The organism is Sanguibacter massiliensis (assembly GCF_900240335.1).
Classification (GTDB): Bacteria; Actinomycetota; Actinomycetes; order Actinomycetales; family Cellulomonadaceae; genus Flavimobilis; species Flavimobilis massiliensis.
In genome coordinates, this window is the sequence record NZ_LT964979.1 from 14,379 (window position 1) to 32,141 (window position 17,763).

19 protein-coding genes and 1 pseudogene are annotated in these 17,763 nt (G+C 71.1%); 19 read left to right on the forward strand and 1 reads right to left on the reverse strand.

The genetic code is table 11. The features are described from left to right. The first annotated feature begins 65 nt into the window (after positions 1 to 65). The 17 genes from rpmE (at position 66) to C1729_RS00145 (ending at position 14,463) form a co-directional block, all read left to right on the forward strand. Complete coding sequence (rpmE, locus tag C1729_RS00065; RefSeq protein WP_102507654.1) at positions 66 to 281, forward strand: 50S ribosomal protein L31; 216 nt, start codon at positions 66 to 68, stop codon at positions 279 to 281. 126 nt (positions 282 to 407) lie between these two features. Then, on the forward strand, positions 408 to 1,508 hold the full coding sequence (gene prfA, locus C1729_RS00070; protein ID WP_102507656.1) for a peptide chain release factor 1: 1,101 nt from the start codon (positions 408 to 410) through the stop codon (positions 1,506 to 1,508). Between the two features lie 2 nt (positions 1,509 to 1,510). After that, positions 1,511 to 2,440, forward strand: a complete 930-nt coding sequence (gene prmC / locus C1729_RS00075) for a peptide chain release factor N(5)-glutamine methyltransferase (protein WP_102507658.1) — start codon at positions 1,511 to 1,513, stop codon at positions 2,438 to 2,440. Continuing rightward, on the forward strand, positions 2,437 to 3,171 hold the full coding sequence (locus tag C1729_RS00080) for an L-threonylcarbamoyladenylate synthase (protein ID WP_242493648.1): 735 nt from the start codon (positions 2,437 to 2,439) through the stop codon (positions 3,169 to 3,171). Before prmC ends, C1729_RS00080 begins: the two co-directional genes overlap by 4 nt. Beyond that, the gene (locus C1729_RS00085) at positions 3,168 to 4,295 is read left to right on the forward strand and encodes an MraY family glycosyltransferase (protein ID WP_102507659.1); all 1,128 of its coding nucleotides are present in this window, start codon (positions 3,168 to 3,170) and stop codon (positions 4,293 to 4,295) included. The genes C1729_RS00080 and C1729_RS00085 overlap by 4 nt, the downstream gene beginning before the upstream one ends. A gap of 17 nt (positions 4,296 to 4,312) precedes the next feature. Beyond that, positions 4,313 to 4,777: a Cg1360 family ATP-synthase-associated protein gene (locus C1729_RS00090; RefSeq protein ID WP_102507661.1), complete on the forward strand. Its 465-nt coding sequence runs from the start codon at positions 4,313 to 4,315 to the stop codon at positions 4,775 to 4,777. A gap of 237 nt (positions 4,778 to 5,014) precedes the next feature. Beyond that, positions 5,015 to 5,800: a F0F1 ATP synthase subunit A gene (gene atpB, locus C1729_RS00095; RefSeq protein ID WP_242493649.1), complete on the forward strand. Its 786-nt coding sequence runs from the start codon at positions 5,015 to 5,017 to the stop codon at positions 5,798 to 5,800. An 86-nt stretch (positions 5,801 to 5,886) separates the two neighbouring features. Further along, on the forward strand, positions 5,887 to 6,114 hold the full coding sequence (gene atpE / locus C1729_RS00100) for an ATP synthase F0 subunit C (RefSeq protein WP_102507663.1): 228 nt from the start codon (positions 5,887 to 5,889) through the stop codon (positions 6,112 to 6,114). A 2-nt stretch (positions 6,115 to 6,116) separates the two neighbouring features. Then, positions 6,117 to 6,680, forward strand: coding sequence for a F0F1 ATP synthase subunit B (locus C1729_RS00105; protein WP_102507664.1), 564 nt, complete (start codon positions 6,117 to 6,119; stop codon positions 6,678 to 6,680). Next, the gene (locus C1729_RS00110) at positions 6,680 to 7,498 is read left to right on the forward strand and encodes a F0F1 ATP synthase subunit delta (RefSeq protein WP_102507666.1); all 819 of its coding nucleotides are present in this window, start codon (positions 6,680 to 6,682) and stop codon (positions 7,496 to 7,498) included. The genes C1729_RS00105 and C1729_RS00110 overlap by 1 nt, the downstream gene beginning before the upstream one ends. A 101-nt stretch (positions 7,499 to 7,599) precedes the next feature. Beyond that, complete coding sequence (gene atpA / locus C1729_RS00115; protein WP_102507668.1) at positions 7,600 to 9,228, forward strand: F0F1 ATP synthase subunit alpha; 1,629 nt, start codon at positions 7,600 to 7,602, stop codon at positions 9,226 to 9,228. A gap of 2 nt (positions 9,229 to 9,230) precedes the next feature. Next, positions 9,231 to 10,127, forward strand: coding sequence for a F0F1 ATP synthase subunit gamma (locus C1729_RS00120; protein ID WP_102507670.1), 897 nt, complete (start codon positions 9,231 to 9,233; stop codon positions 10,125 to 10,127). A 79-nt stretch (positions 10,128 to 10,206) separates the two neighbouring features. After that, complete coding sequence (gene atpD / locus C1729_RS00125; protein WP_102507671.1) at positions 10,207 to 11,688, forward strand: F0F1 ATP synthase subunit beta; 1,482 nt, start codon at positions 10,207 to 10,209, stop codon at positions 11,686 to 11,688. 44 nt (positions 11,689 to 11,732) lie between these two features. After that, a complete protein-coding gene (locus C1729_RS00130; protein ID WP_102507673.1) occupies positions 11,733 to 11,999 on the forward strand; it encodes a F0F1 ATP synthase subunit epsilon in 267 nt (88 codons plus the stop codon). Between the two features lie 21 nt (positions 12,000 to 12,020). Further along, on the forward strand, positions 12,021 to 12,443 hold the full coding sequence (locus C1729_RS00135) for a DUF2550 family protein (RefSeq protein WP_102507675.1): 423 nt from the start codon (positions 12,021 to 12,023) through the stop codon (positions 12,441 to 12,443). A gap of 67 nt (positions 12,444 to 12,510) precedes the next feature. Beyond that, positions 12,511 to 13,206, forward strand: a complete 696-nt coding sequence (gene nucS, locus C1729_RS00140; RefSeq protein WP_102507677.1) for an endonuclease NucS — start codon at positions 12,511 to 12,513, stop codon at positions 13,204 to 13,206. A 57-nt stretch (positions 13,207 to 13,263) separates the two neighbouring features. Beyond that, a complete protein-coding gene (locus C1729_RS00145; RefSeq protein WP_102507679.1) occupies positions 13,264 to 14,463 on the forward strand; it encodes an N-acetylglucosamine-6-phosphate deacetylase in 1,200 nt (399 codons plus the stop codon). Between the two features lie 208 nt (positions 14,464 to 14,671). Here the strand turns inward: C1729_RS00145 and C1729_RS14845 are convergent, their stop codons facing one another. Next, positions 14,672 to 15,307 (reverse strand): substrate-binding domain-containing protein, encoded by a 636-nt coding sequence (locus tag C1729_RS14845; protein WP_242493855.1) that lies wholly within the window; start codon positions 15,305 to 15,307, stop codon positions 14,672 to 14,674. Here C1729_RS14845 and C1729_RS00155 point away from each other — a divergent pair. After that, positions 15,261 to 16,041, forward strand: a pseudogene (locus C1729_RS00155) (TIM-barrel domain-containing protein); the annotation flags it as partial. The gene C1729_RS14845 and the pseudogene C1729_RS00155 overlap by 47 nt on opposite strands. A 199-nt stretch (positions 16,042 to 16,240) precedes the next feature. Beyond that, positions 16,241 to 17,647, forward strand: a complete 1,407-nt coding sequence (locus C1729_RS00160; protein WP_102507682.1) for a GH1 family beta-glucosidase — start codon at positions 16,241 to 16,243, stop codon at positions 17,645 to 17,647. Positions 17,648 to 17,763: the final 116 nt, after the last annotated feature.

Here is a 17,763-nt window from a genome sequence, read left to right on the forward strand (position 1 = left end):
GCTGGGATTCCGGTTCACGGCCGCGAGGTGCGGGCGACCCGGGACCCTCTCACATGAGGAGAACCATGAAGAAGGACATCCACCCGGAGTACGTGGAGACCACGGTCTACTGCACCTGTGGCAACACGTTCACCACGCGCTCGACGAAGACCTCGGGCGAGATCCGCGCGGACGTGTGCAGCGCCTGCCACCCGTTCTACACGGGCAAGCAGAAGATCCTCGACACGGGCGGCCGCGTCGCGCGCTTCGAGGCTCGCTACGGCAAGAAGGCTGCCAACTAGCTTTCTCACCGACGCCGGCGGGACCACGACCGACAACCTCTCCAGGGGCAGTCGGAGCCGTGGACCCGCCGGCGTCGGCCGTTCCCGGGCCTACCACCCGAGATCCCCCGAGCACGAGAGGCACCGATGAGCACCCCCGTCGGGCCCGAGGCCTTCGCGGCCGTCGAGCCCCTCCTCGCCGAGCACGCCGAGATCGAGCAGCAGCTCGCCGACCCCGCGGTCCACGCCGACGGCGACCGTGCGCGCACGCTCGGCCGTCGCTACGCCGAACTCGGCCGCGTCGTCGGCGCGTACCGTGCGTGGCGCGCCGCCGAGGACGACCTCGGCGCGGCGCGCGAGATGGCCGGGGAGGACGAGGGGTTCGCCGCCGAGGTTCCCGGCCTCGAAGAGGCTGCGACGGACGCGGCCGAGCACCTGCGGCGCGTCCTCGTGCCGCGTGACCCCGACGACGCGCGCGACGTCATCCTCGAGATCAAGGCGGGGGAGGGCGGCGAGGAGTCCGCGCTTTTCGCGGGCGACCTCCTGCGCATGTACCTGCGCTACGCCGAGCACCGCGGCTGGCGCACCGAGATCCTCGAGCGCACCGAGTCGGACCTCGGCGGCTTCAAGGACGTCCAGGTCGCCGTCAAGGCGCGTGGCACCGTCGCCCCCGAGGACGGCGTGTGGGCTGCCCTCAAGTACGAGGGCGGCGTCCACCGCGTCCAGCGCGTGCCGGTCACCGAGTCGCAGGGACGCATCCACACGTCGGCGGTCGGTGTGCTCGTCTTCCCCGAGGTCGAGGACGCGGGCGAGGTTGTCATCGACCCGAACGACCTGCGCATCGACGTCTACCGCTCGTCCGGTCCGGGCGGTCAGTCGGTCAACACGACCGACTCCGCGGTCCGCATTACGCACGTGCCGACCGGCATCGTCGTCTCGATGCAGAACGAGAAGTCCCAGTTGCAGAACCGTGAGCAGGCCATGCGCGTCCTGCGCGCGCGGCTCCTTGCCGCGCAGCAGGAGGAGGCGGCCGCCGCCGCGAACGACATCCGACGCTCGCAGGTGCGGACCGTTGACCGTTCCGAGCGGATCCGCACCTACAACTTCCCCGAGAACCGCATCGCGGACCACCGCACCGGCTACAAGGCGTACAACCTCGACACGGTGCTCGACGGCGAGCTCGGCCCCGTCATCGCGTCGGCGATCGAGGCCGACGAGGCAGCGCGCCTCGCCGGAACGTCCGAGTGACCATGGACCTCGCCGGGACGACGCGCGTCCGGGACGCGCTCACGCTCGCCGACGCGCTGCTCGCGGACGCGGGCGTGCCCAGCTCGCGTGTCGACGCGGAGCTGCTGTGCGCGCACGCCGCGGGCGCCGACCGCTCGGCGGTGACGACCGCGAGCATCCTCGGCCGGACGCTTGCCGACCTCGGCACCGACGTCGCCGACGCGTTCGCGCGGCTCGTCGCGGCGCGCGCCGAGCGGCGTCCCCTCCAGCACCTCACGGGCCGCGCCCCCTTCCGGCACCTCGAGCTCGAAGTCGGGCCTGGCGTCTTCGTGCCGCGCCCCGAGACGGAGGACGTCGCACAGGTCGCGATCGACGAGGCCGCCCGCGTCGTCGCCGAGCGTGGCGAGGCCCTCGTCGTCGACCTCTGCACGGGGTCGGCCGCGATCGCGCTCGCGGTCGCGACCGAGGTCCCGGGCGCGGAGGTCCGTGCGGTCGAGCTCGACGCCGACGCGCACGCGTGGGCCGCACGCAACGTCGCCCGCGTCGAGGCAGCGACCGGCGCGCGCGTCGGGCTCGTTCGGGGTGACGCCCGCACCGCGCTCCGTCAGTTCGACGGCACGGTCGACGTCGTCGTCTCCAACCCCCCGTATGTGCCCTCCGACGCGGTGCCACGCGACCCCGAGGTCGCCCGGCACGACCCCGCTGTTGCGCTCTACGGCCTCGGCGCCGACGGCCTCGAGGTGCCCCGCGGCGTCACGGCCGCGGCCGTGCGGCTCCTGCGCCCCGGCGGGCTCTACGTCATGGAGCACGCAGAGGTCCAGGACGCAGCCGCGCGCGCGATGGCCGCGGCTGCGGGCCTCGTCGACGTGCGTACCGTTCCGGACCTCACCGGCCGCCCCAGGACGGTCGTCGCACGTCGGCCGCTCGCAGTCGTGGGAGGATCGGAGTCGTGACGCACGCGATCCTCCCCGCTTCCGACCCTCAGTCGTGGGGGCCCGCGCTCGACGAGGCCGTGGCCGCCGTCCAGCGCGGAGCCGTCGTCGTCCTGCCGACCGACACCGTCTACGGCGTCGGTGCGGACGCGTTCTCGCCCGCGGCCGTCGCGGCCGTGCTCGCAGCCAAGGGCCGCGGCCGGCAGATGCCGCCGCCGGTCCTCGTGCCCGACGCCCGCACGCTTGACGGCCTCGCAACCGAGGTCTCCGACGACGTGCGCGCGCTCGTCGACGCGTTCTGGCCGGGCGGACTCACGCTCATCTGCCGCGCGCAGCCGACCCTCGCGTGGGATCTCGGCGAGACGCACGGCACCGTCGCCCTCCGCATGCCTGACCACCCGGCCGCGCTCGCGCTCCTGCGCCGCACCGGACCGCTCGCGGTCTCGAGCGCGAACCTCACGGGGCAGGCGGCCGCGCTCGAGGTCGCCGACGCCGCCGCGCAGCTCGGCGACGCGGTTGCGGTCTACCTCGACGGCGGCCCCGTCCCCGGGGGCGTCGCGTCGACGATCGTCGACGCGACCAGCGCCGTTCCCGTCGTCGTCCGCGCGGGCGCGATCTCGCTCGAGCGGCTGCGCGAGGTCGTCCCCGGGCTGCGTGGCGCGGGCGAGCCCGCGTCTGCGGAACCGGCTCCCGACACGCCGTCCGCCCCGTCGGAGGGCGCGGGGGACGAGACCCCCGACGCGCTCCGGTGAGGGCCTATCTGCTCGTCGCGCTCGTCGCTGCGACCGTGACGTTCCTCCTCACGCCGCTCGCGCGGTGGATCGCCATGCGCACGGGCGGCATGACCGCCGTGCGCTCGCGCGACGTCCACACGGTGCCGACCCCGCGCCTCGGCGGGCTCGCGATGCTCGCGGGGCTCGCGGTGTCGTTCCTTGTCGCGTCCCGGATCGGCTTCCTCGAGGACGTCTTCGCGTCGGGGGAGGCCTGGGCGATCCTCCTCGGTGCCGGGCTCGTCGCGCTGCTCGGCGCGGCCGACGACATCTGGGACCTCGACTGGATGACGAAGCTCGCCGGGCAGGTCCTCGCGGCGGGCGTTATGGCCTGGCAGGGCGTCCAGCTCATCACGGTGCCGATCGGCGGGCTGACGATCGGCTCGGGCCGGCTCTCCCTGTTCCTCACGGTTCTTGCGGTCGTCACGGCGATGAACGCCGTGAACTTCGTCGACGGCCTCGACGGGCTCGCAGCGGGTCTCATCGCGATCGGCGGCAGCGCCTTCTTCCTCTACACGTACCTCCTCACGCAGTCGACGAACCCCACGGACTACTCCGACCTCGCGAGCCTCGCGACGATCGCCCTCGTGGGCGTGTGCCTCGGATTCCTGCCGCACAACTTCCATCCGTCGCGGCTCTTCATGGGTGACTCGGGCTCGATGCTCATCGGCCTCGTCATCGCGGCCGCCGCGATCGCCGTCACCGGGCGCATCGACCCGGCGCGCATCTCCGAGGGCCAGTCGATCCCCGCGTTCCTGCCGATCCTCCTACCCGCAGCCATCATTGTCCTGCCGCTCCTCGACATGGTTCTCGCCGTCTTCCGGCGCACGCTCCAGGGCAAGAGCCCGTTCCATCCCGACCGCATGCACCTCCACCACCGGCTGCTGCAGCTCGGGCACACCCACCGTCGTGCGGTCGTCGTCATGTACCTGTGGACCGCGGTCCTCGCGTTCGGCGCCGCCGCACTCGTCGCGTTCACCGTGACGCAGGTGGTCGCGGGCATGGCCATCGCCTCCGTCGTCGTCCTCGCACTCACCCTCGGACCGCTCGGCCGCCACGGCCGTGGCGGCTCCGCCCCCGTCACGGCCAGCGTCTCGCAGGCCTGACCGAACCAGGAGCTCCCATGTCCCAGCCCACCGATCCGTCCCCGGTCCGCGCCGCGTTCGCCGGCGTGCTCCGTGCAGTGACGCTCTTCGTCGTCGCGGTCGCCGTGCTCGGCGCGGGCGTCGGCCTGCTCGTCGGAGGGACGCCCGGCCTCTGGGGCGGGCTCCTCGGCGCGGGCGTCGCGGCGTTCTTCTCGGTGACGACCGCGGTCATCATGGTGCGGACGGCCGACAAGCCCATGCACGTGACGAACGCGTGGGTCGTGGGCGCCTGGCTCGCAAAGATGCTCGTGCTGCTCCTCGCGCTCGCTGCGCTCAAGGACGCGACGTTCTTCCACAAGGGTGTCTTCTTCGTCGTGCTCGTCGTCGCAGTCGTCGGCTCGATGGCGCTCGAGATGTGGCAGCTGCAGCGTGCCCGCATCCCCGTCGTGGACCTCACGCAGCGTCCTGGCGCGAGTGCGGGGGACGACGCCGAAGCCCCATAGGCCCGTGACATCCCGACGATCGCACGCACGCAACCCCTGTGGGCGTGGCGATCGTCACACACAGCGGGTCCTGAGGCCTCGGACCGCGGCAGTTCGCCGCGGCTCCATGCGCTAGTCTGGGACCCGATTCCGACAATGTAGTCCGACGGCCCGCGTCCGCACCCGCGTGGTGTGGTATGTCGTCGACACGATCGCTGGGAGATCACCCTGTTCGCTCTGCCTCTCCACGGTGCCACTGTGCTCGCTGCCGGTGACGGCGGTGGGTTCCACACGCCCACCCTGGCCGACTTCTTCCCCCCGGTGATCTTCTTCGAGGGCACGCCCTTCGAGTTCAACCGGATCACGCTCGTGCGCGTCGTCGTGACGATCGCACTCCTCACGGTGCTTGTCATCGCCGCCCGCCGCGCGAAGCTCGTGCCAGGCCGCTTCCAGGGTGGCGTCGAGATGGTCCTCGATTTCGTGCGCGTCCAGATCGTCGAGGAGATCATCGGTAAGCGGACGGCACGCCGTCACACGCCGCTCCTCACGATCATGTTCGTGACAATCTTTGCCTTCAACATCACGGGCATCGTCCCAGGCCTCAACATTGCGGCCTCGGGCGTCATCGGCTTCCCGATTCTCATGGCGCTCGTCGCCTACGTCGCGTTCATCGTCGCGGGTGTGCGTGCCCAGGGTGGCGCGCACTTCCTCAAGAGCTCGCTCTTCCCGAGCGGCGTGCCGTGGCCGATTTACTTCATCCTCACGCCGATCGAGATCATCTCGACGTTCATTCTGCGTCCCGCGACGCTCGCGATCCGACTCCTTGTCAACATGGTCGCCGGGCACCTGCTGCTCGTCCTGTGCTTCGCCGCGACGCACTTCCTCTTCCTCGAGGCCGCAGGTGCCCTCAAGGCCGTCGGCACCGTGACGCTCGCGGCGGGCCTCGCCTTCACCGCGTTCGAGATCTTCATCGCCGCCCTGCAGGCGTACATCTTCGTCCTGCTCACCGCGGTGTACATCAACCTCTCCGAGGAAGCCCACTAAGACCCTCTACCGGGGCAGGTCGCGGACCGGCCTGTCCTCACACCCCCGACCGGGACTCTCCCGGCCGTACTGGAAGGAACACACTCGTGGACATCACGACGCTCGCCGCCCTCGAGGGCAACATCGCGACCATCGGTTACGGTCTCGCGGCCCTCGGCCCGGGCATCGGCCTCGGCATCATGGTCGCCAAGACCCAGGAGGCCACGGCTCGTCAGCCCGAGGTCGCCGGCGCCCTCCGCACCAACATGTTCATCGCGCTCGCTGCCATCGAGGCCCTCGGCCTCATCGGCTTCGCCGCGGGCTTCGTCTTCTGACGATGATCACCACGACGACCATCCTTGCGGCAGCGGAAGGGGAGCAGCCCTCGCTGCTCTGGCCCGAGCCGTACGACATCATCTGGTCGGCGGTCTGCTTCGCGATCATCGCGTTCGTCCTGGGCAAGTTCGTCCTGCCCGTCTTCACGGCGATTCTCGACGAGAGGACCGCGAAGATCGAGGCCGGTCTCAACTTCGCCGACGAGGCGAAGGCCAGCGCTGAGGCCGCGGCGACCGAGCAGGAGCAGACGCTCCGCGAGGCACGTGCCGAGGCCGCCCAGGTGCGCGAGCAGGCGCGGATCGAGGCCGCGGCGATCGTCGCAGAGGCCCGGACCAAGGCCTCCTCCGAGGCTGACCGACTCGTCGAGACCGCGCAGCGTCAGATCGAGGCGGAGCGGCAGGCGGCAGCGGTTGCCCTGCGCGCCGACGTCGGTGCTCTTGCGACCGAGCTCGCCTCGAAGATCGTCGGCGAGTCCCTCGAGGACGTCGCGCGCCAGTCGCGCGTCGTGGACCGCTTCCTCGACGAGCTCGAGGCGTCCACCCTCACCACCGCCAAGGAGAAGTGATGCGGGGTACCAGCCAGCGTTCGCTGGAGGCCGTGCGCGCCGGGTTCGCCCCGGTGCTGCGCGACGCCGGCGAGGGCGCCGTCGAGCTCGGTGAGCAGCTGTTCGCCGTGCTCGACGCGCTCGACGGATCGGCGGCTCTCCTGCGCGGCCTCTCTGACCCGGCGCGTGACGCCGCGGCGAAGGCCGGGCTCGTGCGCAGCCTCCTCGGACGGCAGGCCGACGACCGTGTCGTCGACGTGCTCGTCGACCTCGTCGGTCGGCGCTGGTCGGCGGACGCCGACCTCGCCGAGGCCGTCGAGGACCTCGCGGTCGGGGCGACGCTCGCGTCGGCCCGCGCCCGAGGGACGCTCGAGACCGTCGAGAACGAGCTCTTCACGATCGTGAGGTCGCTCATCGGCTCCCCGGCCGACGTCCGGTCCACGCTCTCCGCCCCCGGAGTCTCCGAGGCCGACAGGATCCGTCTCCTCGAGACGATCCTCGCCGGTCGCGGTGACGAGGCCACACGCCGGCTCGCACGCCGTGCCGTCGGTCTGCGGGGCGGGCGCCGGTTCGTCGCCACGCTCAGCTGGTACATGGAGATCGCCGCCGGCATGCGCGACCGCCTCGTCGGTCTTGCCACGGTCACCGCCCCCCTCACGGAGGCGCAGACGGACCGGCTCGGCTCCCTGCTCGCCCAGGCGTACGGCAAGCCCGTCCAGCTCAACGTCGTCGTCGACCCCACGGTCGTCGGCGGCCTGCGCATCCAGGTCGGCGACGACGTCGTCGAGGCCACCGTCCTCGCACGGATGGCCGACGCCCGCCGCCGTCTGGCGAGCTGACCCCCGCGCCGCAGGCGCACCACCCGCACCTCGCGGCCCGGCAGGGTCCGCACACTGAAAGATCGCACGACCGCCACGGGCGGTCATGACAGGAGAGATCAATGGCTGAGCTGCAGATCCGGCCGGAGGAGATCCGCGCCGCGCTGGACAGCTTCGTGAAGTCCTACGAGCCCACGGCCACCGCGAGCGAGGAGGTCGGTCGCGTCACCCTCGCGGGCGACGGCATCGCACGCGTCGAGGGCCTCCCGGGCGTCATGGCGAACGAGCTGGTCCGCTTCGAGGACGGCACGCTCGGCCTCGCCCTCAACCTCGAGGCACGTGAGATCGGCGTTGTCGTCCTCGGTGAGTTCACCGGCATCGAGGAGGGCCAGACGGTCCACCGCACGGGCGAGGTCCTCTCAGTCCCCGTCGGCGACGGTTACCTCGGCCGCGTGGTCGACCCGCTCGGCAAGCCGATCGACGGCCTCGGTGACATCGCGACGACGGGCCGCCGCGCCCTCGAGTTGCAGGCGCCCGGCGTCATGCAGCGCAAGTCGGTTCACGAGCCGCTCCAGACCGGTCTCAAGGCCATCGACGCGATGATCCCCGTCGGCCGCGGCCAGCGCCAGCTCATCATCGGTGACCGCCAGACCGGCAAGACCGCGATCGCGATCGACACGATCATCAACCAGAAGGCCAACTGGGAGACGGGCGACCCGACCAAGCAGGTCCGCTGCATCTACGTCGCCATCGGCCAGAAGGGCTCGACGATCGCCTCGGTCCGCGGCGCCCTCGAGGAGGCCGGCGCGCTCGAGTACACGACGATCGTCGCCGCCCCCGCGTCGGACCCGGCCGGTTTCAAGTACCTCGCCCCGTACACCGGCTCGGCCATCGGTCAGCACTGGATGTACGACGGCAAGCACGTCCTCATCATCTTCGACGACCTGTCGAAGCAGGCCGAGGCCTACCGTGCCGTCTCGCTCCTCCTGCGCCGTCCCCCGGGCCGCGAGGCCTACCCCGGTGACGTCTTCTACCTGCACTCCCGCCTGCTCGAGCGCTGCGCCAAGCTCTCGGACGAGATGGGCGCGGGCTCGATGACCGGCCTCCCGGTCATCGAGACGAAGGCGAACGACGTCTCGGCGTACATCCCGACGAACGTCATCTCCATCACCGACGGTCAGATCTTCCTCCAGTCCGACCTCTTCAACGCCGACCAGCGCCCCGCGGTCGACGTCGGAATCTCGGTCTCCCGAGTCGGCGGCTCGGCGCAGGTCAAGGCCATGAAGAAGGTCTCGGGCACGCTCAAGCTCGATCTCGCCCAGTACCGGTCGCTCGAGGCCTTCGCGATGTTCGCGTCTGACCTCGACGCCGCATCGAAGGCGCAGCTCACACGTGGTGCGCGACTTATGGAGCTCCTCAAGCAGGGTCAGTACTCGCCGTACCCCGTCGAGGACCAGGTCGCGTCGATCTGGGCCGGCACGAAGGGCAAGCTCGACGACGTCCCGCTCGAGGACGTCCGCCGCTTCGAGACCGAGCTCCTCGACCACCTGCGCCGCAACACCGACGTCCTCACGGTCATCGGATCGACCGGCAAGCTCGAGGACGACACCGAGGCGGCCCTCGCCGCCGCGGTCGAGGACTTCCGCCTCGGCTTCCTCAAGGGCGACGGCACGCCGCTCGTCGGCGGCGACGCTGCCGACGAGGAGACCCCGGTCGAGCAGGAGCAGATCGTCAAGCAGAAGAAGGCCTGACGATGGCGGGCCAGCAGCGCGTCTACCGGCAGAGGATCCGGTCGACACAGTCGCTCAAGAAGATCTTCCGTGCGATGGAACTCATCGCGGCCTCGCGCATCGGCAAGGCCCGCGCGAAGGTCACCGCGGCGTCGCCGTACTCCGACATGCTCACGCGTGCGGTGTCGGCGGCGGCGACGCACGGCGCGACCGACCACCCGCTCCTCTCCGAGCGGACGGACACCCAGCGGGTCGCGGTCCTCCTGGTCACGGCGGACCGCGGCATGGCCGGCTCCTACTCGGCGTCCGTCATCCGCGAGGCGGAGGCGCTCATCGAGCGTCTCGAGTCCGAGGGCAAGGAGGTCGACCTCTACGTCACCGGACGTCGCGCCGTGTCGTACTACTCGTTCCGCAACCGGCCGCTCGCGGGGTCGTGGACGACGCAGTCGGACGCGCCGTCGGTCGAGACCGCCGACGAGATCGCCGACCGTCTGCTCGAGTCCTTCCAGGCTCCGGCGGAGGAGGGTGGCGTGGGCGAGCTCCACGTCGTCTACACGCGGTTCGTCAACATGGTGACGCAGAAGCCGCGCATCATCCGCCTCCTCCCGCTCGAGGTCGTCGAGGGCGTCGAGGTCGCGGGCAAGGACGAGGCGCTGCCGCTCTACGAGTTCGAGCCGTCGGCCGAGGCCGTGCTCGACGCGCTCCTGCCGCGGTACGTCCGTCGCCGCATCTACACCGCGCTCCTGCAGTCGGCAGCCTCCGAGCTCGCCGCCCGGCAGCGCGCGATGCACACGGCGACCGACAACGCTGAGGATCTCATCCGCAACTACACGCGTCTGGCCAACCAGGCGCGTCAGGCCGAGATCACCCAGGAGATCTCCGAGATCGTCTCGGGCGCGGACGCCCTGGCGGCGTCATGAACGTGACGTCCCGAACCCACGTTGCAAGCATCGACCCCGCCGGGCACGTGCCCGGCACTGTGAAGCGAGGCCAGCAGTCATGACCGCCACCACTGTCGACACCGGCGCCGCCGGCGCGAAGACCCCCGGCGTGGGGCGCGTCGCCCGCGTCATCGGTCCCGTCGTGGACATCGAGTTCCCGTCGGATCAGATCCCCGAGCTCTACAACGCGCTCCAGGTCGACATCGACCTGACGTCGCAGGGCGAGGGCGAGAAGAAGTTCACGCTCAACCTCGAGGTCGCACAGCACCTCGGCGACTCGATGGTCCGTGCCATCGCCCTCAAGCCGACGGACGGCCTCGTCCGCGGCTCGGAGGTCCGTGACACGGGCGCCCCGATCTCCGTGCCCGTCGGCGACGTCACCAAGGGTCACGTCTTCGACGTCACCGGTGAGGTCCTCAACGCGGAGCCCGGTGAGCAGATCGAGATCACCGAGCGCTGGCCCATCCACCGCAAGCCGCCGGCGTTCGACCAGCTCGAGTCGAAGACCACGATGTTCGAGACCGGCATCAAGTCGATCGACCTCCTCACCCCGTACGTCCAGGGTGGAAAGATCGGCCTCTTCGGTGGTGCAGGCGTCGGCAAGACGGTCCTCATCCAGGAGATGATCTACCGCGTCGCCAACAACCACAACGGTGTCTCCGTGTTCGCCGGTGTCGGCGAGCGCACCCGTGAGGGCAACGACCTCATCCAGGAGATGACCGAGTCGGGCGTCATCAAGCAGACCGCGCTGGTCTTCGGCCAGATGGACGAGCCGCCGGGCACGCGTCTGCGCGTCGCGCTCTCGGCACTCACCATGGCCGAGTACTTCCGTGACGTGCAGAAGCAGGACGTCCTCCTCTTCATCGACAACATCTTCCGCTTCACGCAGGCCGGCTCCGAGGTCTCGACGCTGCTCGGCCGCATGCCGTCGGCCGTCGGCTACCAGCCGAACCTCGCTGACGAGATGGGTCAGCTGCAGGAGCGCATCACCTCGACGCGTGGTCACTCGATCACGTCGCTCCAGGCGATCTACGTCCCCGCCGACGACTACACGGACCCGGCCCCGGCGACGACGTTCGCGCACCTCGACGCGACGACCGAGCTGAGCCGTGAGATCGCCTCGCGCGGTCTCTACCCGGCTATCGACCCGCTGACGTCGACCTCGCGCATCCTCGACCCGCGCTACGTGGGCCAGGAACACTACGACGTCGCGACCCGCGTGAAGTCCATCCTCCAGCGCAACAAGGAGCTCCAGGACATCATCGCGATCCTCGGTGTCGACGAGCTCTCGGAGGAGGATAAGACCGTCGTCGGTCGCGCGCGCCGCATCCAGCAGTTCCTCTCGCAGAACACCTACATGGCCGAGCAGTTCACCAACGTGCCCGGTTCGACCGTTCCGCTCACGGAGACGATCGAGGCGTTCAAGAAGATCGCGGACGGCGAGTTCGACCACATCGCGGAGCAGGCGTTCTTCAACATCGGTGGCCTCGAGGACCTCGAGCGCAACTGGGCCCGCATCCAGAAGGAGTACGGCGTCTGACGCCGTCCGCCTCCTGATCGAGCCGACACACGCTAGGAGCTCACATGGCTGAACTTTCCGTCGACGTCGTCGCCGCTGACCGGGCCGTCTGGTCCGGCACGGCACGATCCGTCACCGCGCCCGCGCACGACGGGTCGCTCGGGATCCTCGTGGGGCACACGCCCCTGCTCGCGCTGCTCGGCGCGGGGGCGGTCGTCATCCGTCCCGCGTCGGGCCCCGAGCTCGAGATCTCGGTGACGGGCGGATTCCTGTCCGTCGACTCCGACCAGGTCACGGTGGTCGCCGACGAGGCGACTCTCGTCACCGCCTGATCACGCACGAGGGCGGCCGTCATGGGGGAGTGGTTCCGGTGGATGCTCGTCATCCTCGGTCTGCTCGCCGTGACGGCCGCCCTCGTCGTCGTCCTGCGCCTGCGGGCGCTCGAACGACGCGTGGGCTCCTTCTCGTGCGCCGTGGCGCCCGCCCACGCCCCCGCCCCGAGCGCGCCGCCGCGCGTCGGGGTCGCGCACTACGGCGTCGGCCGCCTCGACTGGTACCGGCGCTGGTCGCTCTCCCTACGTGCTGACCGCACGTGGATCCGGCACGACCTCGAGGTCGACTCGCGCGAGCTCGTCCCCGGGTCGGAGGACCGCTACCGCGTCCTGTGCAGCTATCGTGGGGAGCCGCTCGTCCTCGAGATGTCGTTCCCTGCGTACGCGGGACTCACCTCGTGGCTCGAGTCCGCGCCGCCGTCGGACGGTGGCGTAGTCTCCTGACCGCGCTGCGTCCCCGGGCGCCCGGCGCGGCGGAGCGCTTCCCGTCACCCCCGAGCCTGAGGATGTCGTGAGACTCGTCATCGCGGACTGCTCCGCGCACTACACCGGCCGGCTCTCGGCCCACCTGCCGCTCGCGCGGCGCCTCATCGTCGTCAAAGCCGACGGTTCGGTGCTGCTGCACTCGGACGGCGGCTCCTACAAGCCGCTCAACTGGATGAGCCCGCCGTGCACGCTCGTCGTCTCGGAACCCGACGACGACGAGGCGGCCGCAGGTCTCACTGCGGTGTGGGACGTCCAGCACACAAAGAGCGACGACCACCTGCGCATCGAGATCCATGAGGTCGTTCTCGACACGACCGCAGACCTGGGCATCGACCCGGGACTCGTCAAGGAGGGCGTCGAGGCACACCTCCAGGCGTTGCTCGCGGAACAGATCGAGCTGCTCGGGCCCGGGCACACGCTCGTCCGGCGCGAGTACATGACGGCGATCGGTCCGGTCGACATCCTCGCGCGCGACCCACGCGGCGGGTCGGTCGCGATCGAGATCAAGCGCCGGGGCGAGATCGACGGGGTCGAGCAGCTCACCCGGTACCTCGACCTCCTCAACCGGGATCCCCTCATCGCGCCGGTCCGCGGAGTGTTCGCGGCGCAGCAGATCAAGCCGCAGGCTCGGGTGCTCGCGACCGACCGCGGGATCGAGTGCCTCGTGCTCGACTACGACGCGATGCGCGGGGTCGACGACGTCGACGCGCGTCTCTTCTGAGCCGAACCGGGGCCTCGTGACTGGCACTGGGCGCCGCTCCGGGACAAGAATGGCAGCGTGGCTAACAAAGTGGTGCTGCGCGGTCGGGTCCTCACCGGGACGACGGAGATCCGGGATGGTGCCGTCGTCCTCGACGGACCGAGGATCGCGTTCGTCGGTGAGGTGAGCGAGGCGCAGGCCGCAGGCCACGACCTCGCCGGCGCGCGGGCCGTGCCCGTCGTCACGCCGGGCCTCGTCGACATCCACTGCCACGGCGGCGGCGGCGCGAGCTTCCCCGACGCTGAGGACGCCGCGACCGCGATGGCCGCTGTGCTCGAGCACCGGCGTGCAGGCACGACGACGCTCGTCGCGTCGCTCGTCACGGCGGCACCCGAGACGCTCCTGCAGCGCTCGGGCGTGCTCGTCGAGCTCGCCGAGGCTGGGGAGATCGCGGGCGCGCACCTCGAGGGTCCGTTCGTCTCGGTCGAGCGCTGCGGCGCGCAGGACCCGGCCCTCATCCAGGCGCCGTCGGCTGACCTCGTCCGCGAGGTCGCGCAGGTCCTCGGCCGGCACTTCGTGACGATGACGATCGCGCCGGAGAAGGACGGCAATGTCGGCGAGGGCGGGGTCGCCGAGGCGCTCATCGACGCGGGCGCCCTCCCGAGCTACGGGCACACGGACGCGGCTGCGGGCGAGATGCGCGTCGCCCTCGACGAGGCGCACGAGCGGCTCGCAGCGCCGGGCGTGCGTTCGGCGCGGCCGACGGTGACGCACCTCTTCAACGGCATGCGGCCCCTCGCGCACCGCGAGGCGGGCCCGATCGCCGACTGCCTCTCCGCGGCGGCACGCGGCCGGGCGGTCGTCGAGCTCGTCGCGGACGGCATGCACGTGCACCCCGCGCTCGTGCGGGACGTTATCGAGATGGTCGGCGCCGAGAACGTCGCGTTCGTCACGGACGCGATGGCAGCCGCCGGCATGGCCGACGGCAGCTATCGGCTCGGCTCGCAGGACGTCACGGTCCTCGACGGCGTCGCACGCCTCACGGTCGGCGGCGCGATCGCTGGCGGCACCGCACGGCTGAGCGACGTGCTGCGGCGCACTGTCCGGGGCGGTGTGCCGCTCGTCGACGCGGTGCGCTCGGCGACGCACACGCCGGCGACGGTTCTCGGACGCACGGACGTCGGCCGGCTCGAGGTCGGCGCGCGCGCCGACGTGCTCCTCCTCGACGAGGAGCTGCGCGTCCTCGACGTGCTCCGTGGCGGTGAGATCGTCGCGTAGGGCTGGCCAGGCCTCGGCCGTCGCTCCTTCGTCCGACTCGTAGGGCCCCAGCACCGTTCAATGGTGCTGGGGCCCTACGGGCCGTGCGAACCGGGCGGCAGGTGAGCGGGTGCACCGTCGGCGGTGCGCGATCCCGTGGTGCCGGTCGCCGGGCCCGTGGTACCGGTCGTCGGGGCGTCGGGGAGCGCTGCCTGCCGGGACGAGGCGCTCAGTGGCGCCTCGTCGATCCTCGGTCGACGAGCGTGGGCGCGACGAGCCGGATCTCGGCCGGTCGGGTCTCGGCGATGCGGTCGACGAGCATGTCGACAGCGGCGGCACCGAGGTGCTCGGCAGGGATCTCGACGGCCGTCACGGGCGTCGACTGTCGTTCGGCGACGTCGGCGGGGCAGACTGCGAGGACGGAGACGTCGCCGGGGACGGTCCGACCATGAGCCGCGAGGTGCGCGCGGACGTGGGGCAGGGCTGGCTCGTTGTGGACGATGAAGGCGCTCGTGCCGGGGGCTGCGGCGAGGATCGCGTCGACTGCGGCGTGCGTGCCACCGCCGCTCCCGTCCGAGCCGACGAGCGTCACGTCGAGGCCGGTGGCGTTGCCTGCGTCGTGGATGCCACGGGCGAACCGGACCGCGAACGAGGTCCCCTGCTCGCGGAACTCGTCGGCGTGGGCGACAACGCCGACGGTCGTGTGACCGAGCTCGGCGAGGTGCTCGATCGCGGCTCTGCCAGCACCCTCGAAGTCGAGGTCGACGCAGGGCAGCCCGCCGGGGGAGGCGGGTAGGCCGACGAGGACGGCGGGGCGGGGCCTGTCGCTCGCGTTCTCGGGCTTCGGATACTGGAGCCACGACATTGGTGGCTTCGAGGGCACGGCCGAGCCGGCGGTCTTCAAGCGGTGGCTCGCGTTCGGGCTGCTCTCGTCGCACTCGCGCCTCCACGGCTCGACGTCGGTGCGCGTCCCGTGGGCGTTCGACGACGAGGCGGTCGACGTCACGCGGCTCTTCACACGCCTCAAGCTTTCGCTCATGCCGTACCTCGGGCGGGTCGCAGGTGAGGCGCACGCGGCCGGGACGCCGATGGCACGCCCGATGCTGCTGGAGTTCCCCGAGGACCCGGCGGTCGCGACGCTCGAGACGCAGTACATGCTCGGTGACGCGCTCCTCGTCGCCCCCGGTCTTCTCGCACGAGGGCGAGGTCTCGTACTACGTGCCCGCGGGCACGTGGACGCACCTCCTCGACGGGCGGACGCTCGAGGGCGGCCGGTGGGTGACGGAGTCCTACGGCTTCGACTCGCTCCCGCTGCTCGTGCGTCCGGGCACGGTGCTGCCCGTCGGTGCGCGCGACGACTCGCCCGAGTACGACTGGGCGGACGGCGTGACGCTGCGGCTCTTCGAGATCCCCGACGGCTTCGACGAGGTCGTCGTCGTGCCGGCGTCGCAGGTGACGGGTGGTGCGGCGACCGAGTTCCGGGTCGTGCGCGAAGGCGCCGAGATCCGTGCGACGTCGTCGAGCGCGAGCCCGTGGCAGCTCGAGCTCGGCGGGCGTCTCGTCGAGGCGGCGTCGGGCACGGCCGTCCTCGCTCTCTGAACCCCGCGGCGGCTCCGGCCGCCGCCCTGGCCGCCGTTCCCCCGCGGCGGCCGACCCGGCCGGTCCGGCACTGCCGGACCGGCCGGCCCTTCCCCCTGATCGAAACGTTTCGATATTCTGGGCGGGGCTTGAGCCCACGACCACCGTCTGCCACCGTGGGCCCGGGACCCGTCCGCATCTCGAAGAGGAGACCACGCTCGTGACCGACCCCCGTACCTTCCCCGCCGACTTCCTCTGGGGCACTGCGACCGCCTCGTACCAGATCGAGGGCGCCGCGACCGAGGGAGGACGCTCCCCGTCCATCTGGGACACGTTCTCCCACACGCCCGGCAAGGTCCTCGGCGGCGACACCGGCGACGTGGCCGTCGACCACTACCACCGCTGGGAGGAGGACGTGCAGCACCTCGCCGACCTCGGCGTCGGTGCCTACCGCCTCTCGATCGCGTGGCCCCGCGTCCAGCCCGACGGCCGCGGCGAGCTCAACCGCGAGGGCGTCGAGTTCTACTCGAAGCTCGTCAACGCGCTCCTCGCACGTGGCATCAAGCCCGTCGTCACCCTCTACCACTGGGACCTCCCGCAGGTCCTCGAGGACGCAGGCGGGTGGCGCAACCGCGAGACCGCCGAGCTCTTCGGCGAGTACGCGCGCCACATGGCGCGCGAGCTCGGCGACCGCGTCAGCCTGTGGACGACGCTCAACGAGCCGTGGTGCGCCGCCTTCCTCGGCTACGGCAACGGCCAGCACGCCCCGGGCGTCACCGACGACCTCGCGGCGCTCGAGGCCTCCCACCACCTCAACCTCGCGCACGGCCTCGCCGTGCGCGCGATCCGTGACGAGCTCGGCGAGGATGCGCCCGTCTCCGTGACCCTCAACCTTCACGTCGTGCGGCCCGCCGACCCCGAGAACCCCGGTGACGTCGAGTCCGCGCGCCGCATCGACGCGGTCGGCAACCGCATCTACACGGGCCCCATGCTCGAGGGCGCCTACCCGGACGACCTCCTCGCCGACACGGCCTCGATCACCGACTGGTCGTTCGTCCGCGACGGCGACCTCGAGATCATCCACCAGCCGCTCACGTCGCTCGGCGTCAACTACTACGACGTGACGATCGTCGCAGCGCCCACGGGTGAGCCCGTCGGCGACGAGCCCACGCCGTGGGCTGGATGCCGGGACGTCGTGTGGGCCGACCGCCCCGGCGAGAAGACCGCGATGGGCTGGGGTATCGACGAGACGGGCCTCACCGAGCTCCTCACGAACCTCTCGGCGCGCTACCCCGGGCTCCCGCTCATGGTCACCGAGAACGGTGCCGCGTTCGACGACGAGGTCTCGGCCGACGGCGCCGTCCATGACCCGCGGCGCATCGACTACTACGCGCGTCACGTCGAGGCCGTCGGCAGGGCGCTCGACGCGGGCGCCGACGTCCGCGGCTACTTCGCGTGGTCGCTGCTCGACAACTTCGAGTGGTCGTTCGGTTACGAGCGTCGCTTCGGGATCATCCGCGTCGACTACGAGACGCTCGCACGCACGTGGAAGGACTCCGCGCACTGGTTCCGCGAGCTCGTGACGACGGGCACGCCGCCAGCGCTCCCGTACACCCCCGCACGCTAACCCCCGACCCCCGACCCCCNTCTATGTCGATCATCTCTCTGAGGCTGTTTTTTCAAGTAATAGACGGCATATGATATCCTATCGGGTTGCGGTGTAGTTGAGATGTGTATTAGATA